The organism is Cloacibacterium sp. DMC96 (genome assembly GCF_056313765.1).
Genome location: NZ_JBQUZQ010000001.1, coordinates 1,535,878 through 1,560,836, shown reverse-complemented (window position 1 = coordinate 1,560,836; position 24,959 = coordinate 1,535,878). Strand labels below are relative to the sequence as shown.

The window sequence follows — 24,959 nt, the reverse complement described above, 5'->3', positions numbered from 1 at the left end:
GGAGTTTAAATAACAAAATATGGCTAAACTGTTTTGTATGAAAATACAACCGAGTAGGAATGCAGGGTATACATATTTGCTACGGCATCCTCACTAAAATAGAAATTCCGAGCCGGTTTGTCCACTCGGGATTTCGTTTTTAATTACCAAATTTACTAAATAATCAATCACATTCAAACTAAAAATTAAAAACTTCCTTCTTCTAATTTCTACTCCAAAAAAAAATAACTTGGTTCTTTTTACTTGGCTCTTTTTATTACCTTTGTTTTATGACAAATTCTGACAAAAGACTTTTTCTCATCGATGCTTATGCGATGATTTTCCGCGGTTATTACGCCCTGATTAGAAATCCTAGATTAACATCTAAAGGTTTTGATACGTCTGCTATTTTTGGATTTACCAATTCATTAATTGAGTTGATTAGAAGAGAAAAACCTACACATTTGGCTGTGGTTTTTGATGTAGGAAAAGAAAATGTGAGAACCGCAGATTTTACAGAATACAAAGCCAACAGAAGTGACACTCCAGAAGCGATTAAAAACGCAGTTCCATACATTCACAGAATTTTAGAAGCCATGCATATTCCAATTTTGGGAGTAGAAGGTTATGAAGCAGATGATGTGATAGGAACCATTGCCAATAAAGCCGAAAAAGAAAATTACACCACGTTTATGGTAACGCCAGATAAGGATTTTGCGCAGTTGGTTACCGATAAAATTAAAATCTACAAACCGGGTTTAAAAGGTGGCGATGTAGAAATTTTAGGCGTGGAAGAAGTAAAAGCCAAATACGAAATTGAAGACCCAAAACAAGTCATCGATTTTCTAGCAATGATGGGAGATGCTGTGGATAATATTCCAGGATTAGAAGGAGTGGGCGAAAAAACTGCCATGAAATTTTTGAAAGAATTTGGCAGTATAGAAAATCTTTTGGCAAACACTTCTCAACTGAAAGGAAAACTGAAAGAAAAAGTAGAAAACTCTGCAGAAAGAGGGATTTTGTCTAAAAAATTGGCAACTATTATTTGTGATGTTCCCGTTGAATTTCACCAAGAGCAATACGATTTAGATATTCCAGATTTCGAAAAAGTTCGTGAGATTTTTGACGAAATAGAATTCAGAAGATTGTATGAAAATCTGTACAGAGCATTTCATCATGAGCAATCAGCAATCAGCAATCAGCAATCAGCGAATGAAAGTGATTCAAAACCAGTTTCGCAGAAAGCGGAAAGCGGAAAGCAGAATGCTCTACAATTAGACCTTTTTGCAGATTTCGAAGCGTTAGAACAATCCACTTCTACTACGCTCAATATCGAAACTACAGATAAAATTTATCAATATATCGATACCGAAAAAGCTCAGAAAATTTTAGTCAAAAATCTTTTGGCTCAAAAAGTAGTTTGTTTTGATACAGAAACCACTTCGCTTAATGAAATGGAAACCGAACTTATCGGGATGAGTTTCTGTTACAGAAAAGGATTGGCTTATTACATTCCGATTTCTGAAAACCAAGAAGAAGCAAATAAAACGTTAGAAATTTTCCGTCCGTTTTTTGAGAAAAAAGAAATTTTAAAAATCGCTCACAATCTTAAGTTCGATTATAAAGTTCTGAAACATTACTGTGTAGAAGTAGAAGGAGCGATTTTTGACACCATGATTGCCCATTATCTTCTAAATCCAGACGGAAGACACGGAATGGATTATCTTTCAGAGATTTACCTCAATTATAAACCTGTTTCTATTGAAAGTTTGATTGGCAAAAAGGGCAAGAACCAAGGAACTTTGCGTGATGTTTCGCTGGAAGAACAAACGAGTTACGCTGCGGAAGATGCAGATGTAACGTTTCAACTCTATGAAATTTTTGCGCCTCAACTGAAAAAAGAAGGAGTAGAAGATTTGTTTTACCACATCGAAATGCCATTAATGCGCGTTTTAGCTAAAATGGAATTTGCGGGAATTTCTTTAGACGAAAATTGGTTGATTCAAGAAAGCAAGGATTTAGAAAACGACTTGAAAAACCTTGAAACCAAAATTTTTGAACTCTGTGGCGAAGAATTTAACATGAATTCTCCGAAACAACTCGGTGAAATTTTATTCGAAAAGTTAAAATTAGACCCGAAAGCGAAAAAGACCAAAACTGGTCAATACGCTACTTCGGAAGATATTTTGCAGAAATTGGCTTCTAAACATGAAATTATACAATACATTTTAGAATACAGAACCTACCAAAAATTGAAGTCAACGTATGTAGATGCATTGCCGAATCAGATTGATAAAGACACGAAAAGAGTACATACCAATTTCTCGCAAACTACGGCTGCTACAGGAAGATTGGCTTCTCTAAACCCGAATTTACAGAACATTCCGATTAGAACTTTGCGTGGTCAACAAATTCGTGGAGCTTTCGTGGCAGATGAAGGAAACAAACTTATTTCTGCCGATTATTCTCAGATAGAATTGCGCTTGATTGCAGAAATTTCTGGCGAAGAAAATATGATTAAAGCCTTCCAAAATGGCGAAGATATTCACGCTTCTACTGCGGCAAAATTATTTAAAATCCCAATCGAAGAAGTGACCAAAACACAGCGTTCACAAGCTAAAACTGTTAATTTTGGGATTATTTATGGTCAAGGTGCTTTTGCTTTGGCAGAGCAAACTGGACTTTCACGAACGGAAGCAAAACAACTCATCGATTCTTACTACGAAACCTATCCGAAATTGAAAGAATTCATGGCAGAACAGGTTGCGAAAGCCAGAAAATTAGGATATGTAGAAACAATTTTGGGCAGAAAACGCCATTTGCAAGACATCAATTCTAATAATTTTGTGGTAAAAGGTCACGCCGAAAGAAATGCGGTAAATGCTCCGATTCAAGGTTCTGCTGCAGATATTATCAAATTGGCGATGATTAAAATTCAGGAAGTTCTGGAACAGGAACATCTGAAAACCAAAATGCTCTTGCAAGTGCATGACGAATTGGTTTTTGAAGCACCAGAAAACGAAGTGGAAACCGCTAAAAAACTGATTAAAGAAAATATGGAAAATGCCTACAAAACTGAAGTTCCTTTATTGGTGGAAGTTGGCGTGGGTGAAAATTGGTTGGAAGCGCATTGATTTTGAGTGGGAGAATGGTAGAGTTAGAGAATTAGAGAATTAGAGAGTGGTAGAGTTGGAGAGTTTGCTTTTCTAAAAAATCAAAATTTATTTTAAAAATTGTGCTTCTTAGAAGCAAAAGGTTTGTAGAAAAAATGTAGATTTTGAAAGGAAGTTCCGTAGGAACGATACATATTTGAGCGTTGGAATTCATTCCAAACTTTAAGAAAAAATTATACAAAACTGTGCTAAAATTTTAAATAGAAATAATAATAGAAATGAAATATTTTAAAAATTTTAACAATGAAAGTTGGTTGAAAATTAATACAAATGATGAAGTTAAAAGTCTTTTGATTTCAATAAAAAAGGGTAATCCTTATGGGCCTTTCGTTGATTATGAAATATCGGAATTAATATTTCTTCATTTTAAACCTAATTTAATAGGAGAATATAAAGATAGCCTTGAACATATTATTGAAGAAGCGGTATTCTACTTTAAAAAGGGTAATAAGAATGAAATCTTTAAATTAATCAAAGAAAAGATTACTTTTTAATAAACTAAATTGAATTTATAAACATCAAATCAATAATTATGAAAACAGTAGTTCTTTACGAAACCGCGCCAGATATAACTATGGAGAAAATGATGGAAGTTTTTCCTGCGCATCAAGAAAATGAAGACAAATTTGTAAATGCAGGAAAAATCTTGGGAATTGGTCCGTTTGCAATTCCGGGAGAAGGAGCGATGGCGATTTTCACCGACAGAGAATCAGCAGAAGAATTTGTAAAAGGTGATCCTTTTGTAACTACAGGTTTGGTTTCGAAAGTTACCATCAAAGAATGGCACGATGAATTGATGTAATCTATGAAGTTTCTCATTATAATTCCCGCTCACAACGAAGAAGAAAACATGCTTTTGTGTTTAGAATCTCTGAAAAATCAGACGTTTCAGGATTTTAAATGCGTCATTGTAAACGATGGTTCTACCGATAAAACCCAAGAAATTGTAGAAGATTTCATTAAAAGTGTCACGCTGAGCGGAGTCGAAGCGTTAAGTTTCAAAGTTTTAAATTTAGAAAAATCCGAACATCAACCCGGCGCAAAAGTCGTGAGAACTTTTAATAAAGGTTTAGAAACCGAAAATTTAGAAAATTTCGATGTGGTTTGTAAATTCGATGCTGATATTATTTTCCCTGAAAATTATTTAGAAAAAATCAACGAAGTTTACGAGAAAAATCCAAACGCAGGAATGGTTTCTGGGTTGGTTTACATTAAAAAAGGCTTCGACTCCGCTCAGCCTGACAAAAAAGATTTTACAACTTCACAACTTTACGATTTTACCCACCAAAATGAATGGACTTTCGAAAACTTATCTTCCAAAAATCATGTTCGTGGTCCTATAAAATCTTACCGAAAAGAAGTTTTCCAGAAAATGAATGGTTTGAGAGCGGTTCTTGGTTGGGATAATATAGATGTGATGCTTTGTAAAATGCACGGATTTGAAACAGTAACACTTCAAGAACTTTGGGTGAAACATCTTCGCCCAACTGCTTATAAATATAAATCTCAACAAGCCCAGAAATTGGGAGAATATTTTTATAATATTGGTCTTAATTTTCCTTTGGCTGCTATTTCTTCGGCAAAATCTTCTTTGAAGAATAAATCGATTTCTGAGTTTTTTATCACCATGAAATCTTTTTTGAAACAGAAAAATTCTAGAGTTTTAAGCCAAGAGGAAATCGCGTTTATCAGAAACTTGAGATGGAATGAAATGTTTAAAAAAATTATGAAATCATAAGATATGAAAAATATACAAATATTCTTTTTACTATTCTTCGGATTGTTTTCCGCACAAAAAAAAGCAGATTTAATTGTTTACAATGCTAAAATTTATACGGTAAATCAAAACTTTGAGATTGCTGAAGTCATGGCGATTTCCAAAGGAAAAATTGTAGCTATTGGAGGAAAAGAAATTCTAAAAAATTATTCTGCTACTCAAAAAATTGATGCTCAAGGAAAGCCCGTTTATCCAGGTTTTATAGATGCGCATTCTCATTTTACAGGTTATGCAACAGACCGTTGGAAAAGTGATTTGGTTGGAACTAAATCTTGGGAAGAAATTGTAGAAAAAATCAAAAAATACAGCGAAACAGCTCCTAAATTTTGGTTGTATGGAAGAGGTTGGGATCAAAATGATTGGGCAGTAAAAGAATATCCAACCAAAGAAAAACTAGATGAATTGTTTCCTAATCGTCCGGTTTATCTAAAAAGAGTTGACGGTCACGCTGCAATCGCTAATCAGAAAGCCTTGGATTTGGCTAAAATTACAACCGAAACTAAAGTTTTAGGAGGAGATATTGAACAGAAAAACGGAAAATTAACCGGAATTTTAGTTGATAATGCCATGGATTTGGTAGAAAAAGTGATTCCCGAGATTGAAGATGATTTGGCAATCAAATATTTCGGGGAGTTGCAAAAAGAATGCTTTGCTTTTGGTTTAACTTCTCTTCATGATTGTGGTATTTCTGAACATACTTTGTCACTTTTAGAAAAATCCCAACAGCAGAAAGTTTTAAAAATGAATGTTTTTGCGCTTTTAAGTGACAATCCTGATTATTACGAAAAATGGACTAAAAAAGGTCGCTACACGAACGGAAAAATCACAATTGGAGGTTTTAAAGTTTATGCAGACGGAGCTTTGGGAAGTAGAGGTGCGTGTTTGCTAAGTGATTATCATGATAAACCAAAATGGAGAGGTTTTCTATTGAGCGAAAAATCTCATTTTGAAAATTTAGCTAAAAAATTGGTTAAGAGTGATTTACAGATGTGTACTCACGCGATTGGTGATTCTGCGAATAGAGAAATTCTGAAAATTTATGGTGATGTTTTAAAAGGCAAAAACGATAAAAGATGGAGAATAGAACACGCACAAATTGTAAATCCTGCTGATTTTCAGTATTTTGGAGAGTATAATATCGTTCCGTCTGTTCAGCCAACTCACGCCACTTCTGACATGTATTGGGCGGAAGAAAGATTGGGAAGTGAACGCATTAAAACGGCGTATGCTTATCAAGATTTGTTGAAACAAAACGGTTGGGTTGCTTTGGGAACAGATTTTCCTGTGGAAGATATCAATCCATTTAAAACATTTTTGGCTTCAGTTGCTAGAAAAGATGCGCAGAATTATCCTGAAAATGGTTTTCAGAAAGAAAATGCTTTAACCAGAGAACAAGCATTGCGTGGAATGACGATTTGGGCAGCAAAATCGGTGTTTCAAGAGAAAGAAAGAGGAAGTTTGGAAGTGGGGAAAAATGCGGATTTTATTATTTTGAACCAAGATTTAATGAATATTGATGAGAAAGATATTTTGAAAACGAAAGTTTTAAAAACTTTCGTTGATGGAAAAATTGTTTTTATAGATTTGATTTATGATATAGAAAATTCTGCGCCAGGTTATCTTGATATTAAAAAACCAAAGATAATAGAAAATAAAAATCCGCAGATAAAATAAAATTAGAATTCTGAATTGAAAAAAATCGCATACATAGAACTCGATACTCACGCAGAAATTGCGCTGAATTTTATGGAATTAATGAATGATTCCAAAGCATTTTCTGTGGATTATTATTTCAGCGAGAAAATTCTGAGATTCTTCGGCTACACTCAGAATGATAAATTGCCTGAAAATATCAAAAAAGCAACTCCAGAAAATCTTATCCAACAACTATCAACCGACAACTATCAACTCATTATCATCGGAACAGTTCATCGCTATTTCAATGTTTTTGAGAAAATTGCAGAGAAATTCAATACTTCGATTATTTGTCATAATTTGAATTTCGTGAAAGCTTCAAACTTTGATTTGTTGAGTTCTGTTTTCAAAGAAGATTTTCAATATCGATTAAAATTATTATTGAAAGAAGGTTTGTTGAGGAAATCGAATGTTTACAAAAAAGCGAAAAATCTTTTGGTTTTAGATCAAACATTGAAGTGCAATGTCATTCTGAATGAAGCTCAGCATAATCAAATAAAAAGTGAAACTTTAAATGAAGATTACGAACGAAGTTCAGAAGAATCTTTTACATTCTTACCGATTTTTTACACCAAATTTTCTGAAAAACCTAAAAATGAAACTTATACTATTGTCATTCCAGGAGCGGTTTCGCAGAAAAGAAGAGATTATGAAAAGGTTTTGAATCAAATTAAAAGATTTACAAAAAACTCTCATTATCAATTCATTTTCCTAGGAAAAGCATCTGGAAAAGAGTTAGAAATGCTTCAAGATTTTGAACAATCAAAACCAGAAAATATTTCAATAAAATATTTCACAGAAAAGGTTCCACAAGATGTTTTTGATGATTATATGCAAAAAGCAGATGTTTTGTGGTGTCCGATTCAACAAGAAACGGAATTTTTCAGTCAAAAAGAAATTTACGGCTTTACCAAAATGAGTGGAAACATTGGCGATGCTGTTAAATTCGGCAAGTTGGCGGTTTTTCCAGAAAATTATCCTTCAAAATATTCTTTTATTATTCCAGAAAAAGGAAGTCTAGAAGATTTTCTATTTATCAAAAAAGATGTAGATTTTTCAGAATTTAGCAAAGAAAAAGTCTTACAAAAACTAGAAAAAACTATTTTTGCACTCTTATAATTCATTCATGAAATTCTATCAACTTCTCACAGAAGCGTCACAATATATCATTCCTCAGTTGTACAAACAGAGGTTTTTTAAGAAACAGAATCAACTTTCCCGTGAAAATATTATTTCCAGAAAAGTAGAGCCAGAATTGCTTTGGTTAACAGAATTTCTTCCGAAAGATGCAGTTTTTATTGATGTTGGCGCAAATGTGGGACATTTTATTTATCAATTAGAATATCATCTTTTTCCTCAAAATATTTATGCTTTTGAACCAAATAAATCTTTGAACAGAAGATTAAAAAGGTTATTTCCGAAAGTTAAATTGTTTTCGGTGGCTTTGTCAGACGAAAATACGGTTGCAGAATTTAAAATTCCAATTTTGAAAGGTGAAAAAGTAAATTCCAGAGGAACTTTGCAGACGGATTTCAGAGAAGAAAACGAAGAAAAAACCATTATTCAAAAGGTGAAAGTGGTAAAACTAGATGATTTTAACCCAATTCAAAAATTAGAAAAAGTAGATTTTATCAAAATAGATGTAGAAGGTAACGAGATGAAAACACTTTTGGGAGCGAAAGAAACGATTTTGAAATTTAAACCAACGGTAATGGTAGAAATGGAGCAGCGCCATCACCAAGAACCTGTTTGGAATATGATTTCAGAAGTGGAAAATTGGGGTTTCGAAGCGCATTATCTAGATAGAAATACTTTTGAATTGAAAAGACTGACAGAAGAGTTTATCAAATCTCAAAATGTTATCTTTGTAAAAGATTACGAAAATTACGTTAACAATATTATATTTATTCCTCAATCTTAACCTTTGCCTTAACCTGATTTATGAGCGTAGTAGCCAGACAAAGTTTTAAATATTCTATCATAGGATACCTAGGTTTTTTACTGGGAACTGTTTCTGCTATTTTCATATTTCCGTTTGATATGGTTTTCTACGGAAAACTGCGTTTCGTTTTATCGGCTACCTTAATGTTGGTTCCTTTTGTGGTTTTCGGGTTGAGTTATTCTAATGTTTACTTTTTTGGGAAAGCTAAAGAAGAAGGGAAACATCAAAATCTTTTTAGCCTTTCTTTAGTTGGTGTTGGGATTAATTTCTTGATTTTTTTACTCGGATTTTTCGCATTTTTCTATATTTTTTCCTCATTTCAGGAAGATTCTGAGTTGTGGGATATGAAGCGATTGATTTTTCCAATGGTTTTGGTGATGTCGCTTTCCGCAGTTTTTAACCGATATATTTCTAATTTCAAAAGAATCGTTGTTCCGAATATTTTTGAAAATATTTTCCCAAAATTAGCCAATCTTGGAGCGTTTTGTCTGTTCTTTTTCTTAGGAAATTCCGAAAAAATCTCTTATGCATTTTTCTTAGGCGTTTTTGTGCTGGGATTGATTGGTTATGTGTTGTATGCCAATAAATTAGAAAAATTAGCTCCAGATTTCAGTACAGATTTTGTCAAAAAAGATAAACTTTGGAAAGAAATCTTGAATTACAGTTTCTATGGATTTTTAGGGAATTTAGGGAGTTTTTTAGCGCTAAATATTTCCAATTATATGATTGGGGAAAAGCTTTCTTTCGAAGAAAACGGAATTTACAGCACGGTTTTTTCGGTGGTACAACTCATCAGCATTCCTTCAATGGGATTGTATAATATTTCTGCGCCCATTATTAGTAAACATTTTGCTGATGACACGATTAAAGACCTAGATTTTTATTATAAAAAAACCTCACTGAGTTTGTTTTTTCTAGGTTTGGTGCTATTTTCTTGTATCGCAGTTGGTTATCCTTACCTCACGGATTTTATGCCAAAATCTGGAAAATTATTACTGGAAGCGCAACCGTTGGTTTGGGTAATTGGTTTTGCACTGTTGTTCGAATTGGCAACAGGTTTTAACAGTCACATTATTTCCATGTCAAAATATTATCGATTTAATATTTACGTGATGTTGTTTTTGGCGGTTCTTACCACGAGTCTTAACTTCTATTTCATCAATAAAACCAGTTTAGGAATTCTGGGAATTTCTATTTCTTACGCCGTTTCATTGACGATTTTTAATTTGACCAAAATTGCGTTCAACTACTATCAATTCAAGGTTTCTCCTTTTACGATAGAGATGTTGTACAGCGTGATTTTAGCAACTTTAGCTATTTCTGTAGCCATTGTTTTACCTAATTTTTCAAATAGTTTTTTGAATTTGGTATATAAACCAGCTTTGGTTTTGATTATTTTCTTCGTGGGGAATCACTTTATGAGAATTTATCCTTTAGATAAGTTTTTAACCAAAGATTTTCTAAAGTCACTTTTTAAGTTTTAAAAAATCCCAAATCTAAAATCCCAAATCTAAAATCGTAAATATATAGGGCAATCTTTTTCTGCCTCTACTTTTGCCAAAGCAAGAAAAAGTCGGGCTATTCGTTACAATCTTTTATTTTTCCATTTGTCAAAGAAAAATAAAAGGATTTTCACTTCTATCCCTATTGCAGAAATATATACCTTTTAACCAAATTTACCCTCCAAAATTCCTAAAATTTCTGTAAATTTGCGACTTACAACAAGTTATGGAAAGCATACAAATTCACGACAAATCTTTCGTGCCTTACCTAAAGCACGACGAACTTCAAGAAATCGTAAAAAATCTTGCAGAAAAAGTTTACGAAGATTACAAAGATGAAACGCCTGTTTTTATCGGGGTTTTAAATGGTGTAATCATGTTTTTTTCTGATTTTCTAAAGTATTATCCGGGGAAATGCGAATTGGCATTTATCCAAATGTCTTCTTATTCAGGAACACAATCTACAGGGATTGTTTACAAGAAAATGGACTTGACTAAAGAAGTAGAAGGAAGACACATTATCTTAATGGAAGATATTGTAGATACAGGAAATACCATCGAAAGTTTATACAATTATTTCGAAAATACACAGAGACCAAAATCTCTAAAAGTGGCAACACTTTTACTTAAACCAGAAGTCTATAAAAAAGATTTCAAAATACATTATGTAGCCAAAGAAATTCCTAATAAATTCGTGTTGGGTTATGGATTAGATTATGATGAATTAGGAAGAAACTTACCAGATTTGTACCAATTAGAAGATGGTAGAATAAATCACTAATAGAAAACAACCCCCAAAATATTTGTTTAACATTTGAATTTGAAAATTTATAAAATATCAAATCTCAAATCTTAAATCTCAAATCTAAAAAATGATAAACATCGTTCTATTCGGTCCTCCAGGAAGTGGTAAAGGAACCCAAGCACAAAACCTAATTGAAAAATTTAACCTAAAGCAAATTTCCACAGGTGATTTGTTCCGTTTTAACATGAAAAATGATACGGAATTAGGAAAATTGGCTAAATATTATATTGACAAAGGAGAATTGGTTCCAGACCAAGTAACCATCAATATGTTAGTAGATGAGCTTAAAAAACCTACAGAAGCTAATGGTTTCATTTTCGATGGTTTTCCAAGAACTTCTTACCAAACTGAAGTTTTAGACCAAATTGTAAGAGAACAATTACATTCAGAAATTTCTGTATGTCTTTCACTTATTGTAGAAGACGAAATCTTAGTGCAAAGATTAGTAAAAAGAGGTGAAACTTCTGGCAGAGTAGATGATAGTGAAGAAGGAATCATCAGACACAGAATAGAAGAATATTATGCTAAAACTGCTGAAGTAGCAGAACTGTATAAACAACAAGGCAAATATGTAGAAATTAATGGAGTAGGAGAAATCTCGGAAATTTCTGAAAAACTTTTTGCCGAAGTAGAAAAAATAAAATAGATTTTTAGGTAATAGGATTTAGGAAATAGCATTGAAATTTCAAAAAAACTAAATCCTAAATCCTAAACCCTAAATTCTTATAAAACATGAGCAATTTTGTAGATTACGTAAAAATACATTGTAAATCAGGTCACGGTGGTGCTGGTTCTGCGCACCTTCGTAGAGAAAAATACATTCCCAAAGGTGGACCTGATGGAGGCGATGGAGGAAGAGGAGGACATGTTATTATGAGAGGAAATGCTCAGGAATGGACATTGCTTCCGCTTCGTTATACACGTCATGTAAAGGCAGAACGCGGCGAAAATGGTGGCAAAAACCAATTGACTGGAGCTTATGGAGCAGATGTTTACATTAATGTTCCTATTGGTACCATTGCCAAAAATGAAGAAGGTGAGATTATTGGAGAAATCATGGAAGATGGACAAGAAATAATCATCATGAAAGGAGGAATGGGAGGTCTTGGAAATGAGCATTTCAAATCTTCTACCAATCAAACTCCAAGATATGCACAACCAGGAATGCCTGGCGAAGAAGGTTATGTGGTTTTCGAACTGAAAATATTGGCAGATGTAGGTTTAGTTGGTTTCCCGAATGCAGGTAAATCTACACTTTTAGCTGCTGTTTCTGCTGCAAAACCAAAAATCGCAGATTATGCCTTTACTACTTTAACTCCCAATTTAGGAATTGTAGAATACAGAAATTTCAAGTCTTTTGTAATGGCAGATATTCCCGGAATTATTGAAGGAGCTGCAGAAGGAAAAGGTCTTGGTCACAGATTTTTAAGACATATTGAGCGAAACTCTATCTTGCTTTTTATGATTCCTTCTGATTCTGAAGATCATTACAAAGAATATCAAATTCTACACAAAGAATTAGAAGAATATAATCCAGAATTGATAGATAAAGACATTATCGTTTCTATTTCTAAATCAGATTTGCTAGATGATGAATTGAAAAAAGAAATCTCCGCAGAGTTTCCAGAAAAACTGAAACCGCTTTTCTTTTCAGGTGTTACGCAAGAAGGTTTGGTAGAACTGAAAGATGTTATTTGGAAGAAATTACACGGGTAAAAAATAATATAAACATGAAAAAATTAATAACCACAATTACCATTTTACTTTTTACAATTTCTTTTGCTCAAATTTCTTATGGTGTAAAAGGTGGATACTTATTATCTGGATTGAAAATCGGAGACCAACAAATTGAAAACAAATCTTATTTTTATATTGGTGGTTTTGTAGAAAAAAGAGTTAATGAAAAATTCTCATTGCAAGGTGAAATCCTTTACACAGAACCTGGAGGTAAACAAAATTATGAATTATATAGAATTGTAGGGGATCAAGTTATTGTAGAAGGAACGGAAACTGCTACTTTCAAATTTCCTCAAATTCAAGTTCCACTAATTGCAAAATATTATATTGTGGAGAAATTTTCTTTAGGTTTAGGTTTAAATTTTGGAATTAACTTAAATCCTACCATTGAAAATTATTATCTCTTTCCAAACCCAATAGAATCAAGTGTTGCACAAGAAGATATAAAAACATTAAATCTTTTTCCGTTGTTAAATGTCGAGTATCAATTGTCAAAAAATTTTTTTGTTGATGCAAGATATAATTCTAATTTTTTTAAAGTCAATAGTTCTAGTTTAGATAAAAAAATTGCAATGGCTCAAATAGGTTTAGGATATAAATTCTAAAAAATAAAGCGTTCATTTTTGAGCGCTTTTTTTCATTTATTTCTAAAAGACTATCTTTGTCCCATTATTCGCGGCATTCTTTAGCCAAAGTAGAAAATGCTTTTTCAAATTTCTGTAAATATTTCACAGATTTTTTGAGCAAAAAATGTTGAAGTAAAATACTTCGCCCGCACACATTTTTAAAATTTAAACATTTGTTATTTACAGATTTACAATTGATTAAGCCCATCCTTGATGCGCTTACCCAAGAAGGTTATGAAAAACCAACACCTATTCAATCACAAGCGATTCCACATTTATTAGAAGGCAAAGACTTACTAGGAACTGCTCAAACAGGAACAGGAAAAACTGCAGCATTTGCCATTCCTATTTTGCAAAATCTTTATCATAAAAACACCAAAAACCATCAAATTAAGGCTTTAATTCTTACGCCAACCAGAGAATTAGCGATTCAAATTGAAGAAAGTTTCAAAGCTTACGGAAGACATTTGCCGCTGAAAACTTTGGTGATTTTTGGAGGCGTAAAACAAGGTGCTCAAGAACAAGCTCTGAAAAAAGGGGTTGATATTTTGGTAGCCACTCCAGGAAGATTGCTCGATTTTATCAATCAAGGTATTATTTCGCTTAAAAATTTAGAAATTTTTGTTTTGGACGAAGCAGATAGAATGCTTGATATGGGTTTTGTTCACGATGTGAAAAGAGTGGTAAAATTACTTCCACAAAAAAGACAAACTTTGTTTTTCTCAGCGACTTTTCCTAAAGAAATTCAGGAATTGGCGAATTCTATGCTTCATAAGCCTGTAAAAGTAGAAGTTGCTCCTGTTTCTTCAACTGCTGACACGATTAATCAATCGATTTATTTTGTGGAAAAAGACGATAAATTAGATTTGTTGACACACATTCTTCAAGACGAAAAGTTAGACCAAGTATTGATTTTTGCCAGAACAAAACACGGTTCTGATAAAATCGCCAGAAAACTCCATAAAAGCAATATTTCTGCTGAAGCGATTCATGGAAATAAATCTCAAAACGCTAGACAAACCGCTTTAAGTAATTTCAAAAATAAGAAAACGAGAGTTTTGGTAGCCACTGACATTGCTGCAAGAGGAATTGACATTGACGACTTAAAATACGTGATTAATTTCGAGCTTTCAGACGTTTCTGAAACTTACGTTCACCGAATTGGTAGAACGGGAAGAGCAGGAGCAGAAGGAACTTCTATTTCGTTTGTTGACGGATTAGATTTGGTGAATTTAAGAAACACTGAGAAACTCATTGGAAAGAAAATTCCTGTTGTAAAAGATCATCCTTTTCATCCTGAAAAATTAGTTGAACAAAAAAGAGATTCTAACAATAAACCTTTTGTTCCTAAACTAAAACCTCAGAAAAAAGAAGACATCAATTTTAAAAAACCGAAAAAGAAGGTTTTTTATAGAAAAAAATAGAATTTTTAACTTTAAAAGATGAAGACCGCAATGATATCATTGCGGTCTTTTTTATTTTCCGAAAATACGATGTGCATTTTCGTTAGTGATTCTATCAATTTCTGCAAAATCTTTGTTGTAAATATTGACCAATTTTCCAACGACTAAATCCAAGTAAGAACTTTCATTTCTTTTTCCACGGTGCGGAACTGGCGCCAAATAAGGCGAATCTGTTTCCAGAACAATTTTTTCTAAAGGAATTTCATGTAAAAATTGGTCGATTTTACCATTTTTAAAGGTAACAACGCCACCAATTCCTAGTACAAAACCTAAATCTATCGCTCGATTTGCTTGTTCTAAATTTCCAGAAAAGCAATGGAAAATTCCTCGTAATTTCGGGTGTTTTTTACGTTCTAAGACCTCAAAAGTTTCATCAAAACTTTCTCTGGTATGAATCACAATCGGTAAATCTCTCTCAATCGCCCAATCAATTTGCTTTTCAAAAGCTTTTACCTGAATATCAAGCGTAGTTTTGTCCCAGTACAAATCAATTCCGATTTCGCCAATGGCAGGAAATGGTCTCTGATTCAAATAATTTTCTACGATGTCTAATTCTTTTTCCCAAGTTTCTGGCTTCACATAACAAGGATGCAATCCCATCATTGCATAAATCTGATTAGGAAAATTTTCTTCCAATTGAAGCATTTTTTCGTGGGATTCTGAATCTATGGCAGGTAGATAAAATTCGGTAATGCCTTTATTGATGGCACGTTTTATCATTTCTGTTCTGTCTTCATCAAATTCTTCTGAATATAAGTGTGTATGTGTGTCAATCATTTTTTACAAATTTATTTGTATTTTGTCATTCTGAACGAAATAAAATGGAGTGAAGAATCTGTTATCAATAGATTCTTCATTTCGCTTTGCTCCATTCAGAATGACAAAAATTACATTTATATTTTCATTTTCATCAATAAATCAGTCTGTACATCTTCGCCTAGAGTGAAATCATGTTTTCCGAAGATTTCAAAGCCATTTTTTTCGTAAAAACGAATGGCTCTGTGGTTTTCTTCCCAAACGCCAAGCCAAACATATTCTAAATTTTTTTCTTTCCCGATTTCTAGGGCTTTGTCAAAGAGAATTTGTCCGATTTTTTGGCCTAAAAATATTTTTAAAACATAAATTCTTTCAATTTCGAAATGGTTTTCTTCTAATTTTTCGGTTTGAGCGTCTTTGAAATTCAGTTTCAAGTAACCCAAAATTTCATCATTGTTTTCAGCGAAATAAAACTCAGAATTTGGATTTTCTAACTCAGATTTTAGCTTTTCAATGCTCAGATTTTCAAGGAGATATTTTTGCATGTCTTCTTCTGTATTCACTTCTTCAAAGGTTTCCTTGAAGGTTTGAATACTGAGATTTCTAAGCGCTTCTAAATCATCAATATTGATTTTTCTGATTTTCATATTTTAGGTTTTGGCTAAAGCCAAATGAAATTTGCTATTGTAAAAACGGGCTAAAGCCCGTTCCTATGGATTTTTTATTCTAATTTAAAAGTTGCAGATAAACTTGCTGAAAATCCTATTTTTCTGAAATTCAAATCAGCAGGTTCAAATTCTTCTTTTTGTTTTGGAGCGTTATATCCAAATGAAGTATTTAAAAAAGCATTAGAATTGAGATTTAAATTTATTTTTGAATCAGAAATAAAGATTGCATTACCAACCTTTTGTCCAATTGCGTTGGCGATGTTATTGGCATTTTTCTTTGCTTTAATAATTGCTCTTTTTTTAAGGTCTGCCAAAATTTTTTCCTCTTGAGAATGTTGAGTTTTAAGAAGTTGAATGTTAGAAATGTCTTCATTTTCAAGTTCTTGAATTACTTTCCCTGCTGTTAATCCATCAAAAACTAGTAAATCATAAGATTTAGTTTTCATTACATCGCTAGTTTTCAAAACATATTTTTTATAATTGCTTGCTAAGTTATTCATTAACAATTGTTTATTGGTGTCGATTCCTAAGTTTTTAAGTTTTTGAACCATGGAGTTTTCTAGTTCTTCAACAGATTTTTTATTTTTAGTGTCGTTTTCAGAAATAGTAATTTTAAGATAAATTCTATCTGGGATTACTAAAGTATCCGCTTCTGCAGAAGTTTCTAAATAAGGTTGGTCTATGAAATTTTTAGTTTGAGAAAATACAAACGAAACAATACATAAAGCGATGATGGACAATAAATTTTTCATAATAAATATTTATTTTAAAGATGGTTATTTTTTTATTTAAGTTGGAAGTTTTAGAAAATTTTATGCTTCACTTTCTGTTGTTGAAGCGCTATTTTTTCTTTTAATTTTTCTAAAAATTCCAAATGTTTTGGGGATTTTTCGTCATTTGGGCGGTGTTCTAAAGCTGCTTTTATTTTGTAGTTTTCAGTAATGAAATCTTTTACTTCTTCTGAAAAATAAGCATTCCCGAATTTTTCCCAAATGTATTGTATCGCTTGATTATTAGGATGAATTAAGTCTTCTTTGTAAAATCTGTAATCACGCAAATCGTCCATCATGATTTCGTAAATCGGTAAATAATGACAGTTTTCGAAATGGGAAAGGGTTTCATGAAGCACACAAATCAACTTGGATTTACTCAATTGATTTTCCGTCATTCCATCTTTGGTGTGACGAACTGGTGAAACTGTAAATAGAATTTGAACGTTATTTTCACAAATATCTTTTAGATTCTCTATGGTTTCTGTGATGGAAGTTTTCATTTCCTCATCTGTTAAAAGTCTTTTGTTGAAAAACTTTTGCGGAATTTTATGACAATTCGCCACCAATTGATTTTTAGGCAAAAATTCATATATAAATGAAGTGCCGTAGGTGATAAATACCCAATTGGTTTTTTGTAGAAATTGATTTCCCGTTTCTATGTTTTGATTGATTCTTTCTAGGGTTTTATGTGCATAAAAACTATTGAAAGAAGTGTGGTGATTTAGAGAAATGTACTCTTGATTATAAAGAATTAAATCTTCTTCTTTATATTTTTTGCAATCGTGTAGATTTTTGATGGCGATATTCAACGAAAATGGGTTAAAAATCGTTCCAAAAGGATTGCAAAGTGTTTGCATTTGTCCGTTTTTGAGCAATTGAGACATTTCTGCAGCAAAGCAAGAACCGACAGAAAAAATGCTGTCGGTTAAAAGGATTTTCTTTTCAGAAATAGGAATATTGACTTCTGTTCTGAATTTCATTTTAAGAGTTTCTTCTCAATAAATAATTGGCCAATTCCATGAAAGGTTTTTTCTTTTCTTCTGGTGCGTCAATTTGTTTTAAAAAATCGTGACCTATTTCGTTGTGCTTTTGAATCAGTCTAAGCACTTTTTCGTCTACTTTATTTCTTCTGAAAATTTTCTCTACGCTGTAGATTTTGTCTACATTTTCAGTTTTTTTAGAATACCAGAAATCGAGTTCTTTTTTCTCTGCTTCATTGGCATGTTCCATCGCAAGGAGATAAAGCACGGTTTTTTTGTTTTCATAAATATCTCCGGCGTGTTTTTTACCGAATTGTTCTACATTTCCGAAAACATCTAAATAATCATCCATAATTTGGAAGGCAATACCAATGTGTTTTCCGAAATTATAAAGAAGTTCTGCATCTTCTTTTTTGGCACCAGCAATGAGTGCTCCAATTTGGAATGAAGCGGCACTTAGAACTCCTGTTTTGTTGGTAATCATTTCTATGTAATCATCATAGGTTACGTTTTCCATCGTTTCGAAGTTCACATCCATTTGTTGACCTTCACAAAGAACAGCGCCTGTTTCAGAGAAAATTTTAATACATTCTTTGAAAAGTTCTGGTTCTAAATCTTCAAAAAATTGGTAAGCTTTTATCAGTAATGCATCCCCGGAAAGTATACCGATATTAATTCCATGTAATGTATGTATGGTAGGTTTTCCTCTTCTGAGTGGTGCTTCATCCATAATATCATCATGAATGAGTGTAAAATTATGGAAAAACTCTATGGCAAGAGCTGGTTTCATTGCTTTTTCTATGTCTCCACCAAAAAGTTCATTAGCCATAAGTACCATGATAGGTCTTAATCTTTTTCCGCCATGAGAAATGATGTAATTCATGGGTTCGTAAAGTTCGATTGGCTTATTTTTGAAGGAGTGTTTTTCAATTGCTTTGGCAACTATTTCTTGATATCTGTCTATGAATTCCATACATGTTAATTTTTACAAAAATACAATTCTTAAGGTTTAAAAAAAAGAAAAACTACTTGTAAAGACAAGTAGTTTCTATATTATTTAAAAAATATTATTTTTTTATAAAGCGATTACACCAAGATAGCATAATGCTGCAATAACTGCACTAATAGGAATAGTAATTACCCATGCCCAAAGTAAACTGATGGTAACTCCCCATCTTACTGCAGACACTCTTTTGGTAAGTCCTACACCAATAATAGAACCTGTAATGGTGTGTGTAGTAGATACAGGAATACCAAGGTGATCGGTAAGGAATAAGGTAATAGCACCAGCTGTTTCAGCACTTACACCTTCTAATGGAGTCACTTTAGTAATTCTAGTACCCATGGTTTTTACAATTTTCCAACCACCACTCATTGTTCCTAAACCGATGGCTAAGAATGATACGAATGGTACCCAAATGTAATCTGTGGTGAAGTGATTAAAACGATCAGCACTTTCCATAGTGGCATATACATCTGTACCACCAATCATATTTACGTGGTAATAAATAACAGCAGCACCTATGATTCCCATTACTTTTTGCGCGTCATTTAATCCGTGACCTAAACTGAAAAGTGCAGAAGAAAACAACTGCCATTTTTTAAACTGTTGATCAGCTTTGTGAGGATTAGATTTCTTAGAAAAATACACAATGATTAAAGTAATGATTACCGAAACAATCATCCCAATAATTGGTGCTAAGAAGATGAATAAAAAGATAGGAATTACCTTTTCATATTTAACCACATTCTGTGTAAAAAGCTCCGAAAAAGCAAGTTTCAATTTTTCAATAATGGTAAAATCTGGATGAGCTAGAGCTACTGCATTATAGTCTAAAACTAAAGCATGCATAAGAGCAGCACCTAAGAAACCACCGATAAGTGTGTGTGATGATGATGAGGGAATACCAAACCACCAGGTTAATAAATTCCAAGCGATAGCCGCAATCAATCCTGAAAAAATTACTTCTAAGGTAATGTAATTTTCATTTACTGTTTTGGCGATGGTATTACCGATTTTAAATTCTCCGATGACGTATGCTGCAAAGAAAAAAGCAACAAAATTCCAAAGTGCAGCCCATAATACTGCCTGAAACGGCGAAAGTACTTTAGTAGAAACTATGGTTGCAATAGAATTCGCGGCATCGTGGAAACCGTTAATAAAATCAAAAATTAATGCAAGTGCAATAATGATGATTAATAGTATGGGAAAATCCATTCTCTATAAATTTTTAAGGTTAATGAAAATAGATTTATGCGTATTTAATAACAATGCTTTCAATAGTATTGGCTACGTCTTCCGCTTTATCAGTTACGATTTCTAGATATTCTAAAACTGATTTTACTTTAATGATTTTGATAGGGTCATTGCTTTCAAAAACATCTACAATTCCTTGACTTAGTACATCATCTGCAATGTTTTCGTAAGAATTAATTTTGATGCAAGATTCTTTAACTTCTTTAGGATTAACAAACTCTTTTAAGTTTTTAATCGCATTTTGAATTTCTACACAAGATTTGTAAATCAATAAAGAAAGCTCTGAATATTGTTTTACTTCTGGGCTCTTGTATAAATAGATGTATTTAGCTGAAGCAAATAAATAATCTGCGATGTCATCTAAACCAGCTGCAAGATAATTAATATCTTCTCTGTCAAAAGGAGTGATGAAGTTTTCACCTAATTGCACAAAAATTTCGTGAGTAAGGTCATCCATTTGATGCTCGTAATCACTCATTTTTTTTAACAAAGTATCATCATTGATGTCAAAATCTGTAATTCCTTCGTGAAATTCTTTTGACATGTCTATCAATTTTTCTGCTACTTGTTCAAACAATACAAAGAAAATTTTGTCTTTTGGTTGAAATGCTCTGAAAATGTTTCCAATTCCCATTGTTTTATATTTAATTATAATTTGTTGCAAATTTCTGAAAAAAATGTGGTGCGATGGTTATAGTTTTGTTAAGTTTTATTAACATTAACTTAATCTGCTACGTTGTAAGGTTCGTGTTCCCCGAGTTTAGCTCTGTCTAAGGTAAAATTAAATGACAAATACAAGAAATGTAAGCTTCTAAGGTTAGGATTAAGTTCTCTTTGCCACATATAGCCTAGATTGGTAGAAACGCTTGAATTAAATACATATCCTACACCTCCGAAAATTCTATTTCTCTTAAATAAATCTCCATTTGGACCAATGAAAAGCTCGTCAAAAGCATTCACAAAAATGGTTTTTGGAGCCATTTTATCACTGTTTAGAGGTAGTGTTAATGCAGTTCTAAATCTGTATCTTTCGTCATTGGTATTTACGTCTGTAATTGCGTTATGAAAGAAACGTTTTTCGAGACGTATTCTATTGTCAATCTTTAATTTATCTACATTAATGGAGTAAGTGTGTTGTAACCAAATTCTGAATTCTTCATTGGCAATTCTGCTTTCTTTGTAGGTCGCATATCTTCCTAAACCTACGAAAAATTGGTTGCTTTTATTAAGATTATAACCTATTCCTCCTTTGATTTCGTAATAATCGGGTTTGCTAAAATCTTCTATCGAACGTTCTTGTAATTCTAAGTAAGCATTCCATTTTGGACTATGTTTGTAATTGAGTGAAACTACAGCAAAACCAGAAAGATGTTCTGAATTATTGGTTTGAGATTTTGCGAAAAGAGCAAAAGTAAAAATGAAGATAATGCAAAATTTGCGTATCATTAGAATGCTTTTTTTGAGTGGTGCGAAACTAATCATAATAAAGAAAATTAATGTTACGGTAATGTTAAATTAACATATAAAATAAATGTTTACCATAACTTTAAAAAGTTTATCTCTATACAAATGTACACAAAATAAAAAAACGCTACCGAAAAAGTAGCGTTTTTATGTTATGTAAGAAAAAATTAGTTGGCCACTTCGGCGCGCATATCTTTTCCTTTGAATTTCTGTGTTTGTAAACCTTTTAGAACTTCGTCTTTAAAAGATTTTTCAACTTCGAAGAATGAGAATTTTTCTAGAATTTCTATATCACCGATGTCTGCACGTTTTTTAGATTTAGCCGTAGCTTTATTGATGATTTCTAGCATGTCCATTTTCTTTAGATTATCTCTTTTGCCAAGGTTAAAGAAAAATCTGGTCATGTTTTCGTTTCTGCGTTTTGGTTTTCCACCTCTTTCTCTTCCTCCGTCTCTGTCCGAACGTCTTTCGCTTCTATCTCCTCTGTCTCTTCCTCTTCCTCTATCACGGTCACGATCTCTTCTGCTGCCTCTGTCATCTCTGTCATTAGATAATTTTTGGTCTGCCAAATCTTGTTTATCTTTATAGAAAAGTGCTAAATCTCTTAGCTGAAGTTGAAGCAACTGGTGAACCAATTCTTCTTTAGAGAATGCAGATAAATCAGGGATAAGGCTGTCGTCAAAAGTGAAAAGTTCTTCGTGTTCTGTAAACAGTTTTTCGAAAACACCTTCTACTTGTGCTTTGATGATTTCTTCACCTGTTGGAATTTTCTTCTCTACAATTTCAATTTTTGTAGAAAGTTTGATTTGTTTTAGTTTTCTAGATTCTTCAGGTTTAATTAAAGACATAGAAATACCATCTTTACCAGCTCTACCTGTTCTACCACTTCTGTGTACGAAAACTTCTGGATCATCTGGAAGCGAGTAGTGAATAACGTGCGTAAGAGAATTTACATCTAAACCTCTAGCTGCTACGTCTGTTGCAACCAAAATATCAATGTTTTTCAAACGGAATTTTTTCATTACCGTATCTCTCTGTGCTTGAGATAAATCACCGTGAAGTGCATCTGCTGCATAAGCATTTTGCATCAAGAAATCTGCAACTTCCTGAGTTTCCATTCTTGTTCTACAGAAAATAATAGAATATTGATTAGGATTAGCATCCAATAATCTTTTTAGAGCTTCTTTCTTTTGTCTGTAACCTACCACATAATATTCGTGCTTAATGTTTTTCTTAACTTCGTTAATAGAACCTACAGAAATTCTGTGTGGATTGGTCAAATAATTTTTGGTAATACGTTCTACCTCTTTGCTCATCGTAGCAGAGAAAAGTAACGTTTGTTTTTCAGAAGGAGTTTCGTTTAAAATAGTTTCCAAATCATCTTTGAAACCCATAGAAAGCATTTCATCAGCTTCGTCTAAAACGAGCCAATGGATTTCTGAAAAATCTAAAGCTTTTCTACCAATTAAATCAATTACACGTCCTGGAGTTCCTACAATAATCTGTGGTTTCTCACGAAGTGAACGAATTTGGTCTGTAATACTGCTTCCTCCATAAACTGCGGTAGTTTTTAGGTTAGGAAGGTACTTTGTATAGTTTTTAATGTCTTTGGTAATCTGAAGGCAAAGTTCACGAGTAGGGCAAAGCACTAATAACTGGATTTTACGACTTGCGTCGTCTATCATATCCAGAATCGGAAGCGAAAATGCTGCTGTTTTGCCTGTTCCTGTTGCCGCAAGTGCGATGAGATCGCGAGTATCCGAAAGGATAAAAGGAATAGTCTGTTTCTGGATTTCTGTCGGCTGTTCGTAGCCGAGTTCGCCAATTGCCTTCAATAAATCAGGACTTAAATTGGATTCCGTAAATAAATTCATTTAAAGATCGTCTATAATAATTAAGCGGCAAAGATAGTGATTTTATTTTTAATAAAAAAAATAGGGTTTTGTTGGGGATTTTTTAATGTGCTTTGAATGTTGGGTGATGGATGATGGAAGAGGAAGAGTGTTGATAGAAATTAAAATTTTTGCTCTTTAAGAGCAAAAGGTTTGTAGAAAAATGATTTGTTGTTAAATTGAGCTCCGTAGGAGCGAAAGGTTTCTGAGAAATTCATTAATTTTGAAAAAAAACTATATGACAGAGAATTTCAATAAATATGAAAAATATTTTATTTATTTAATATTAATAATTTTAGCTTACGGATATATTTGTAGATGGTTTGATATTTATTTTTTTTGGGAATCTAAAATCATTGCTTGGCCAATTTTGCTAATGATTTTATTTTTCTCATCACTTAAAGTTTTTATTAAAGAAAGAGAAATTCTAAGTAGTTCTTTTCTCTATATTATTATATGTTTGTATGGGTTTTATCAAATGTATGACGAATTTAATTTGAATGAAGAAGTTTTGAATAAGTCTAAAAACTTTATTTTGAATAATAAAACAATTGAAAGTGAAATTGGTAAAATAGAAAGTATAGATTTCCCAGTCAATAATAGAAATTTGAGTGGAAATGATTATAGTGTTAAGTTTGTAGTGAAAGGAGAAAAGAAATATGCTGATATAATTCTTAACTCATATTATCAAGATAGAAATCTAAAAAATATTGATAATTTGAAAATTGTAAGTTTTGAAATAAATGATAATTATAACAGTGCTGAATAAAAATACATATAATTATGCAATCATCCACCCTTCAATTTCTTAGAAATTTAGAAAAGAATAACAACAGAGATTGGTTTAATGAAAATAAAACGCTTTATCAAGAAGCGCAACAAGATGTGATTTCTTTTGTGGAAAAATTAATTGAAGAAATGGCGGATTTTGATGAAGAAATGGAAAAACTAGAGGCTAAAAAATCTGTTTTTAGAATTTATAGAGATACAAGGTTTTCTAAAGATAAAACACCTTATAAAACCAATTTCGGAGCTGGTTTAGGAATGGGTAAAGGCAATAAAATTTCAGGATATTATTTGCATATAGAACCCGGAAAATCTTTTTTGGCAGGTGGTGTTTATAAGCCAGAACCATCGGTTTTAAAGACGATAAGACAAGAAATTTCTGCTTTTGGTGATGAGTTTAAAGCGATTTTAGAACAAGATGAGTTTAGAAATTATTTCCGAGGATTAAGTGTAGAAGATAAGTTGAAAAAAGTGCCTCAAGGTTTTGAAAAAGACGATAAAATGGCTGAATATTTGAAACTCAAGCATTTTATCGTAACACATCCTGTATCTGATGAACAATTGCTCAGCGAAAATGCGGTTAAAGATTTCGCTAAAAGTTTCAAAGCCATGAAACCGCTTAATGATTTTTTACAAACGCCTTTTATGTAAAGAAAAAGTCAGAGTTTATAAGCTCTGACTTTT

The 24,959-nt window shown here is 32.5% G+C and carries 24 protein-coding genes; 15 read left to right on the top strand and 9 right to left on the bottom strand.

Annotated features, from left to right (window positions below):
* Positions 1–269: 269 nt before the first annotated feature.
* The 13 genes from polA to ACT53I_RS06885 all read left to right on the top strand — a co-directional run bounded on the left by polA (position 270) and on the right by ACT53I_RS06885 (position 14,660).
* Positions 270–3,113, top strand: coding sequence for a DNA polymerase I (gene polA, locus ACT53I_RS06945; RefSeq protein ID WP_476079029.1), 2,844 nt, complete (start codon positions 270–272; stop codon positions 3,111–3,113).
* Positions 3,114–3,370: 257 nt separating this feature from the next.
* Positions 3,371–3,646 (top strand): hypothetical protein, encoded by a 276-nt coding sequence (locus ACT53I_RS06940; RefSeq protein WP_476079028.1) that lies wholly within the window; start codon positions 3,371–3,373, stop codon positions 3,644–3,646.
* Between the two features lie 38 nt (positions 3,647–3,684).
* A complete protein-coding gene (locus tag ACT53I_RS06935; RefSeq protein WP_476079027.1) occupies positions 3,685–3,954 on the top strand; it encodes a YciI family protein in 270 nt (89 codons plus the stop codon).
* 3 nt (positions 3,955–3,957) lie between these two features.
* On the top strand, positions 3,958–4,890 hold the full coding sequence (locus ACT53I_RS06930) for a glycosyltransferase family 2 protein (protein WP_476079026.1): 933 nt from the start codon (positions 3,958–3,960) through the stop codon (positions 4,888–4,890).
* A gap of 3 nt (positions 4,891–4,893) precedes the next feature.
* The gene (locus ACT53I_RS06925; RefSeq protein WP_476079025.1) at positions 4,894–6,603 is read left to right on the top strand and encodes an amidohydrolase; all 1,710 of its coding nucleotides are present in this window, start codon (positions 4,894–4,896) and stop codon (positions 6,601–6,603) included.
* A 15-nt stretch (positions 6,604–6,618) separates the two neighbouring features.
* Positions 6,619–7,743: a hypothetical protein gene (locus ACT53I_RS06920; protein WP_476079024.1), complete on the top strand. Its 1,125-nt coding sequence runs from the start codon at positions 6,619–6,621 to the stop codon at positions 7,741–7,743.
* Between the two features lie 7 nt (positions 7,744–7,750).
* Positions 7,751–8,545, top strand: a complete 795-nt coding sequence (locus tag ACT53I_RS06915; RefSeq protein WP_476079023.1) for an FkbM family methyltransferase — start codon at positions 7,751–7,753, stop codon at positions 8,543–8,545.
* A 20-nt stretch (positions 8,546–8,565) separates the two neighbouring features.
* Positions 8,566–10,050 (top strand): lipopolysaccharide biosynthesis protein, encoded by a 1,485-nt coding sequence (locus tag ACT53I_RS06910; protein WP_476079022.1) that lies wholly within the window; start codon positions 8,566–8,568, stop codon positions 10,048–10,050.
* A 244-nt stretch (positions 10,051–10,294) separates the two neighbouring features.
* Complete coding sequence (locus ACT53I_RS06905) at positions 10,295–10,849, top strand: phosphoribosyltransferase (protein ID WP_461377633.1); 555 nt, start codon at positions 10,295–10,297, stop codon at positions 10,847–10,849.
* Between the two features lie 91 nt (positions 10,850–10,940).
* Complete coding sequence (locus ACT53I_RS06900; RefSeq protein ID WP_476079021.1) at positions 10,941–11,519, top strand: adenylate kinase; 579 nt, start codon at positions 10,941–10,943, stop codon at positions 11,517–11,519.
* 86 nt (positions 11,520–11,605) lie between these two features.
* Positions 11,606–12,589 (top strand): GTPase ObgE, encoded by a 984-nt coding sequence (obgE, locus tag ACT53I_RS06895; protein ID WP_476079020.1) that lies wholly within the window; start codon positions 11,606–11,608, stop codon positions 12,587–12,589.
* A gap of 14 nt (positions 12,590–12,603) precedes the next feature.
* Positions 12,604–13,215, top strand: a complete 612-nt coding sequence (locus ACT53I_RS06890; RefSeq protein WP_476079019.1) for a porin family protein — start codon at positions 12,604–12,606, stop codon at positions 13,213–13,215.
* Positions 13,216–13,409: 194 nt separating this feature from the next.
* Positions 13,410–14,660, top strand: coding sequence for a DEAD/DEAH box helicase (locus ACT53I_RS06885; RefSeq protein WP_476079018.1), 1,251 nt, complete (start codon positions 13,410–13,412; stop codon positions 14,658–14,660).
* A gap of 51 nt (positions 14,661–14,711) precedes the next feature.
* Here the strand turns inward: ACT53I_RS06885 and ACT53I_RS06880 are convergent, their stop codons facing one another.
* The 9 genes from ACT53I_RS06880 to ACT53I_RS06840 form a co-directional block, all read right to left on the bottom strand.
* A complete protein-coding gene (locus ACT53I_RS06880; RefSeq protein ID WP_476079017.1) occupies positions 14,712–15,476 on the bottom strand; it encodes a TatD family hydrolase in 765 nt (254 codons plus the stop codon).
* A 116-nt stretch (positions 15,477–15,592) separates the two neighbouring features.
* A complete protein-coding gene (locus ACT53I_RS06875) occupies positions 15,593–16,102 on the bottom strand; it encodes an N-acetyltransferase family protein (protein WP_476079016.1) in 510 nt (169 codons plus the stop codon).
* 74 nt (positions 16,103–16,176) lie between these two features.
* Positions 16,177–16,875, bottom strand: coding sequence for an SIMPL domain-containing protein (locus ACT53I_RS06870; RefSeq protein WP_476079015.1), 699 nt, complete (start codon positions 16,873–16,875; stop codon positions 16,177–16,179).
* Between the two features lie 50 nt (positions 16,876–16,925).
* Positions 16,926–17,876: a GSCFA domain-containing protein gene (locus ACT53I_RS06865; RefSeq protein WP_476079014.1), complete on the bottom strand. Its 951-nt coding sequence runs from the start codon at positions 17,874–17,876 to the stop codon at positions 16,926–16,928.
* Position 17,877: 1 nt separating this feature from the next.
* A complete protein-coding gene (locus ACT53I_RS06860) occupies positions 17,878–18,849 on the bottom strand; it encodes a polyprenyl synthetase family protein (RefSeq protein ID WP_476079013.1) in 972 nt (323 codons plus the stop codon).
* A gap of 102 nt (positions 18,850–18,951) precedes the next feature.
* Positions 18,952–20,094 carry an inorganic phosphate transporter gene (locus tag ACT53I_RS06855; protein ID WP_476079012.1) on the bottom strand — a complete coding sequence of 381 codons (1,143 nt, stop codon included), beginning with the start codon at positions 20,092–20,094 and terminating at the stop codon, positions 18,952–18,954.
* Positions 20,095–20,128: 34 nt separating this feature from the next.
* Positions 20,129–20,767: a DUF47 domain-containing protein gene (locus ACT53I_RS06850; protein ID WP_476079011.1), complete on the bottom strand. Its 639-nt coding sequence runs from the start codon at positions 20,765–20,767 to the stop codon at positions 20,129–20,131.
* Positions 20,768–20,856: 89 nt separating this feature from the next.
* Positions 20,857–21,579 (bottom strand): DUF2490 domain-containing protein, encoded by a 723-nt coding sequence (locus ACT53I_RS06845; protein ID WP_476079010.1) that lies wholly within the window; start codon positions 21,577–21,579, stop codon positions 20,857–20,859.
* Between the two features lie 185 nt (positions 21,580–21,764).
* Positions 21,765–23,471 (bottom strand): DEAD/DEAH box helicase, encoded by a 1,707-nt coding sequence (locus ACT53I_RS06840; protein WP_424305795.1) that lies wholly within the window; start codon positions 23,469–23,471, stop codon positions 21,765–21,767.
* A gap of 256 nt (positions 23,472–23,727) precedes the next feature.
* On the opposite strand from ACT53I_RS06840, the gene ACT53I_RS06835 reads away from it, so the two are divergent.
* The gene (locus ACT53I_RS06835) at positions 23,728–24,258 is read left to right on the top strand and encodes a hypothetical protein (RefSeq protein WP_476079009.1); all 531 of its coding nucleotides are present in this window, start codon (positions 23,728–23,730) and stop codon (positions 24,256–24,258) included.
* Positions 24,259–24,272: 14 nt separating this feature from the next.
* Entirely contained in the window at positions 24,273–24,926 is a 654-nt protein-coding gene (locus ACT53I_RS06830; RefSeq protein ID WP_476079008.1) for a DUF2461 domain-containing protein, read from the top strand.
* The last annotated feature ends 33 nt before the right edge of the window (positions 24,927–24,959 follow it).

Excerpts from the sequence above, each read along its gene's own strand:
- polA (WP_476079029.1), top strand. The coding sequence starts at position 270 with ATGACAAATTCTGACAAAAGACTTTTTCTCATCGATGCTTATGCGATG.
- ACT53I_RS06940 (WP_476079028.1), top strand. The coding sequence starts at position 3,371 with ATGAAATATTTTAAAAATTTTAACAATGAAAGTTGGTTGAAAATTAAT.
- ACT53I_RS06935 (WP_476079027.1), top strand. The coding sequence starts at position 3,685 with ATGAAAACAGTAGTTCTTTACGAAACCGCGCCAGATATAACTATGGAG.
- ACT53I_RS06930 (WP_476079026.1), top strand. The coding sequence starts at position 3,958 with ATGAAGTTTCTCATTATAATTCCCGCTCACAACGAAGAAGAAAACATG.
- ACT53I_RS06925 (WP_476079025.1), top strand. The coding sequence starts at position 4,894 with ATGAAAAATATACAAATATTCTTTTTACTATTCTTCGGATTGTTTTCC.
- ACT53I_RS06915 (WP_476079023.1), top strand. The coding sequence starts at position 7,751 with ATGAAATTCTATCAACTTCTCACAGAAGCGTCACAATATATCATTCCT.
- ACT53I_RS06910 (WP_476079022.1), top strand. The coding sequence starts at position 8,566 with ATGAGCGTAGTAGCCAGACAAAGTTTTAAATATTCTATCATAGGATAC.
- ACT53I_RS06905 (WP_461377633.1), top strand. The coding sequence starts at position 10,295 with ATGGAAAGCATACAAATTCACGACAAATCTTTCGTGCCTTACCTAAAG.
- ACT53I_RS06900 (WP_476079021.1), top strand. The coding sequence starts at position 10,941 with ATGATAAACATCGTTCTATTCGGTCCTCCAGGAAGTGGTAAAGGAACC.
- obgE (WP_476079020.1), top strand. The coding sequence starts at position 11,606 with ATGAGCAATTTTGTAGATTACGTAAAAATACATTGTAAATCAGGTCAC.
- ACT53I_RS06890 (WP_476079019.1), top strand. The coding sequence starts at position 12,604 with ATGAAAAAATTAATAACCACAATTACCATTTTACTTTTTACAATTTCT.
- ACT53I_RS06880 (WP_476079017.1), bottom strand. The coding sequence starts at position 15,476 with ATGATTGACACACATACACACTTATATTCAGAAGAATTTGATGAAGAC.
- ACT53I_RS06875 (WP_476079016.1), bottom strand. The coding sequence starts at position 16,102 with ATGAAAATCAGAAAAATCAATATTGATGATTTAGAAGCGCTTAGAAAT.
- ACT53I_RS06870 (WP_476079015.1), bottom strand. The coding sequence starts at position 16,875 with ATGAAAAATTTATTGTCCATCATCGCTTTATGTATTGTTTCGTTTGTA.
- ACT53I_RS06865 (WP_476079014.1), bottom strand. The coding sequence starts at position 17,876 with ATGAAATTCAGAACAGAAGTCAATATTCCTATTTCTGAAAAGAAAATC.
- ACT53I_RS06860 (WP_476079013.1), bottom strand. The coding sequence starts at position 18,849 with ATGGAATTCATAGACAGATATCAAGAAATAGTTGCCAAAGCAATTGAA.
- ACT53I_RS06855 (WP_476079012.1), bottom strand. The coding sequence starts at position 20,094 with ATGGATTTTCCCATACTATTAATCATCATTATTGCACTTGCATTAATT.
- ACT53I_RS06850 (WP_476079011.1), bottom strand. The coding sequence starts at position 20,767 with ATGGGAATTGGAAACATTTTCAGAGCATTTCAACCAAAAGACAAAATT.
- ACT53I_RS06845 (WP_476079010.1), bottom strand. The coding sequence starts at position 21,579 with ATGATACGCAAATTTTGCATTATCTTCATTTTTACTTTTGCTCTTTTC.
- ACT53I_RS06840 (WP_424305795.1), bottom strand. The coding sequence starts at position 23,471 with ATGAATTTATTTACGGAATCCAATTTAAGTCCTGATTTATTGAAGGCA.
- ACT53I_RS06835 (WP_476079009.1), top strand. The coding sequence starts at position 23,728 with ATGACAGAGAATTTCAATAAATATGAAAAATATTTTATTTATTTAATA.
- ACT53I_RS06830 (WP_476079008.1), top strand. The coding sequence starts at position 24,273 with ATGCAATCATCCACCCTTCAATTTCTTAGAAATTTAGAAAAGAATAAC.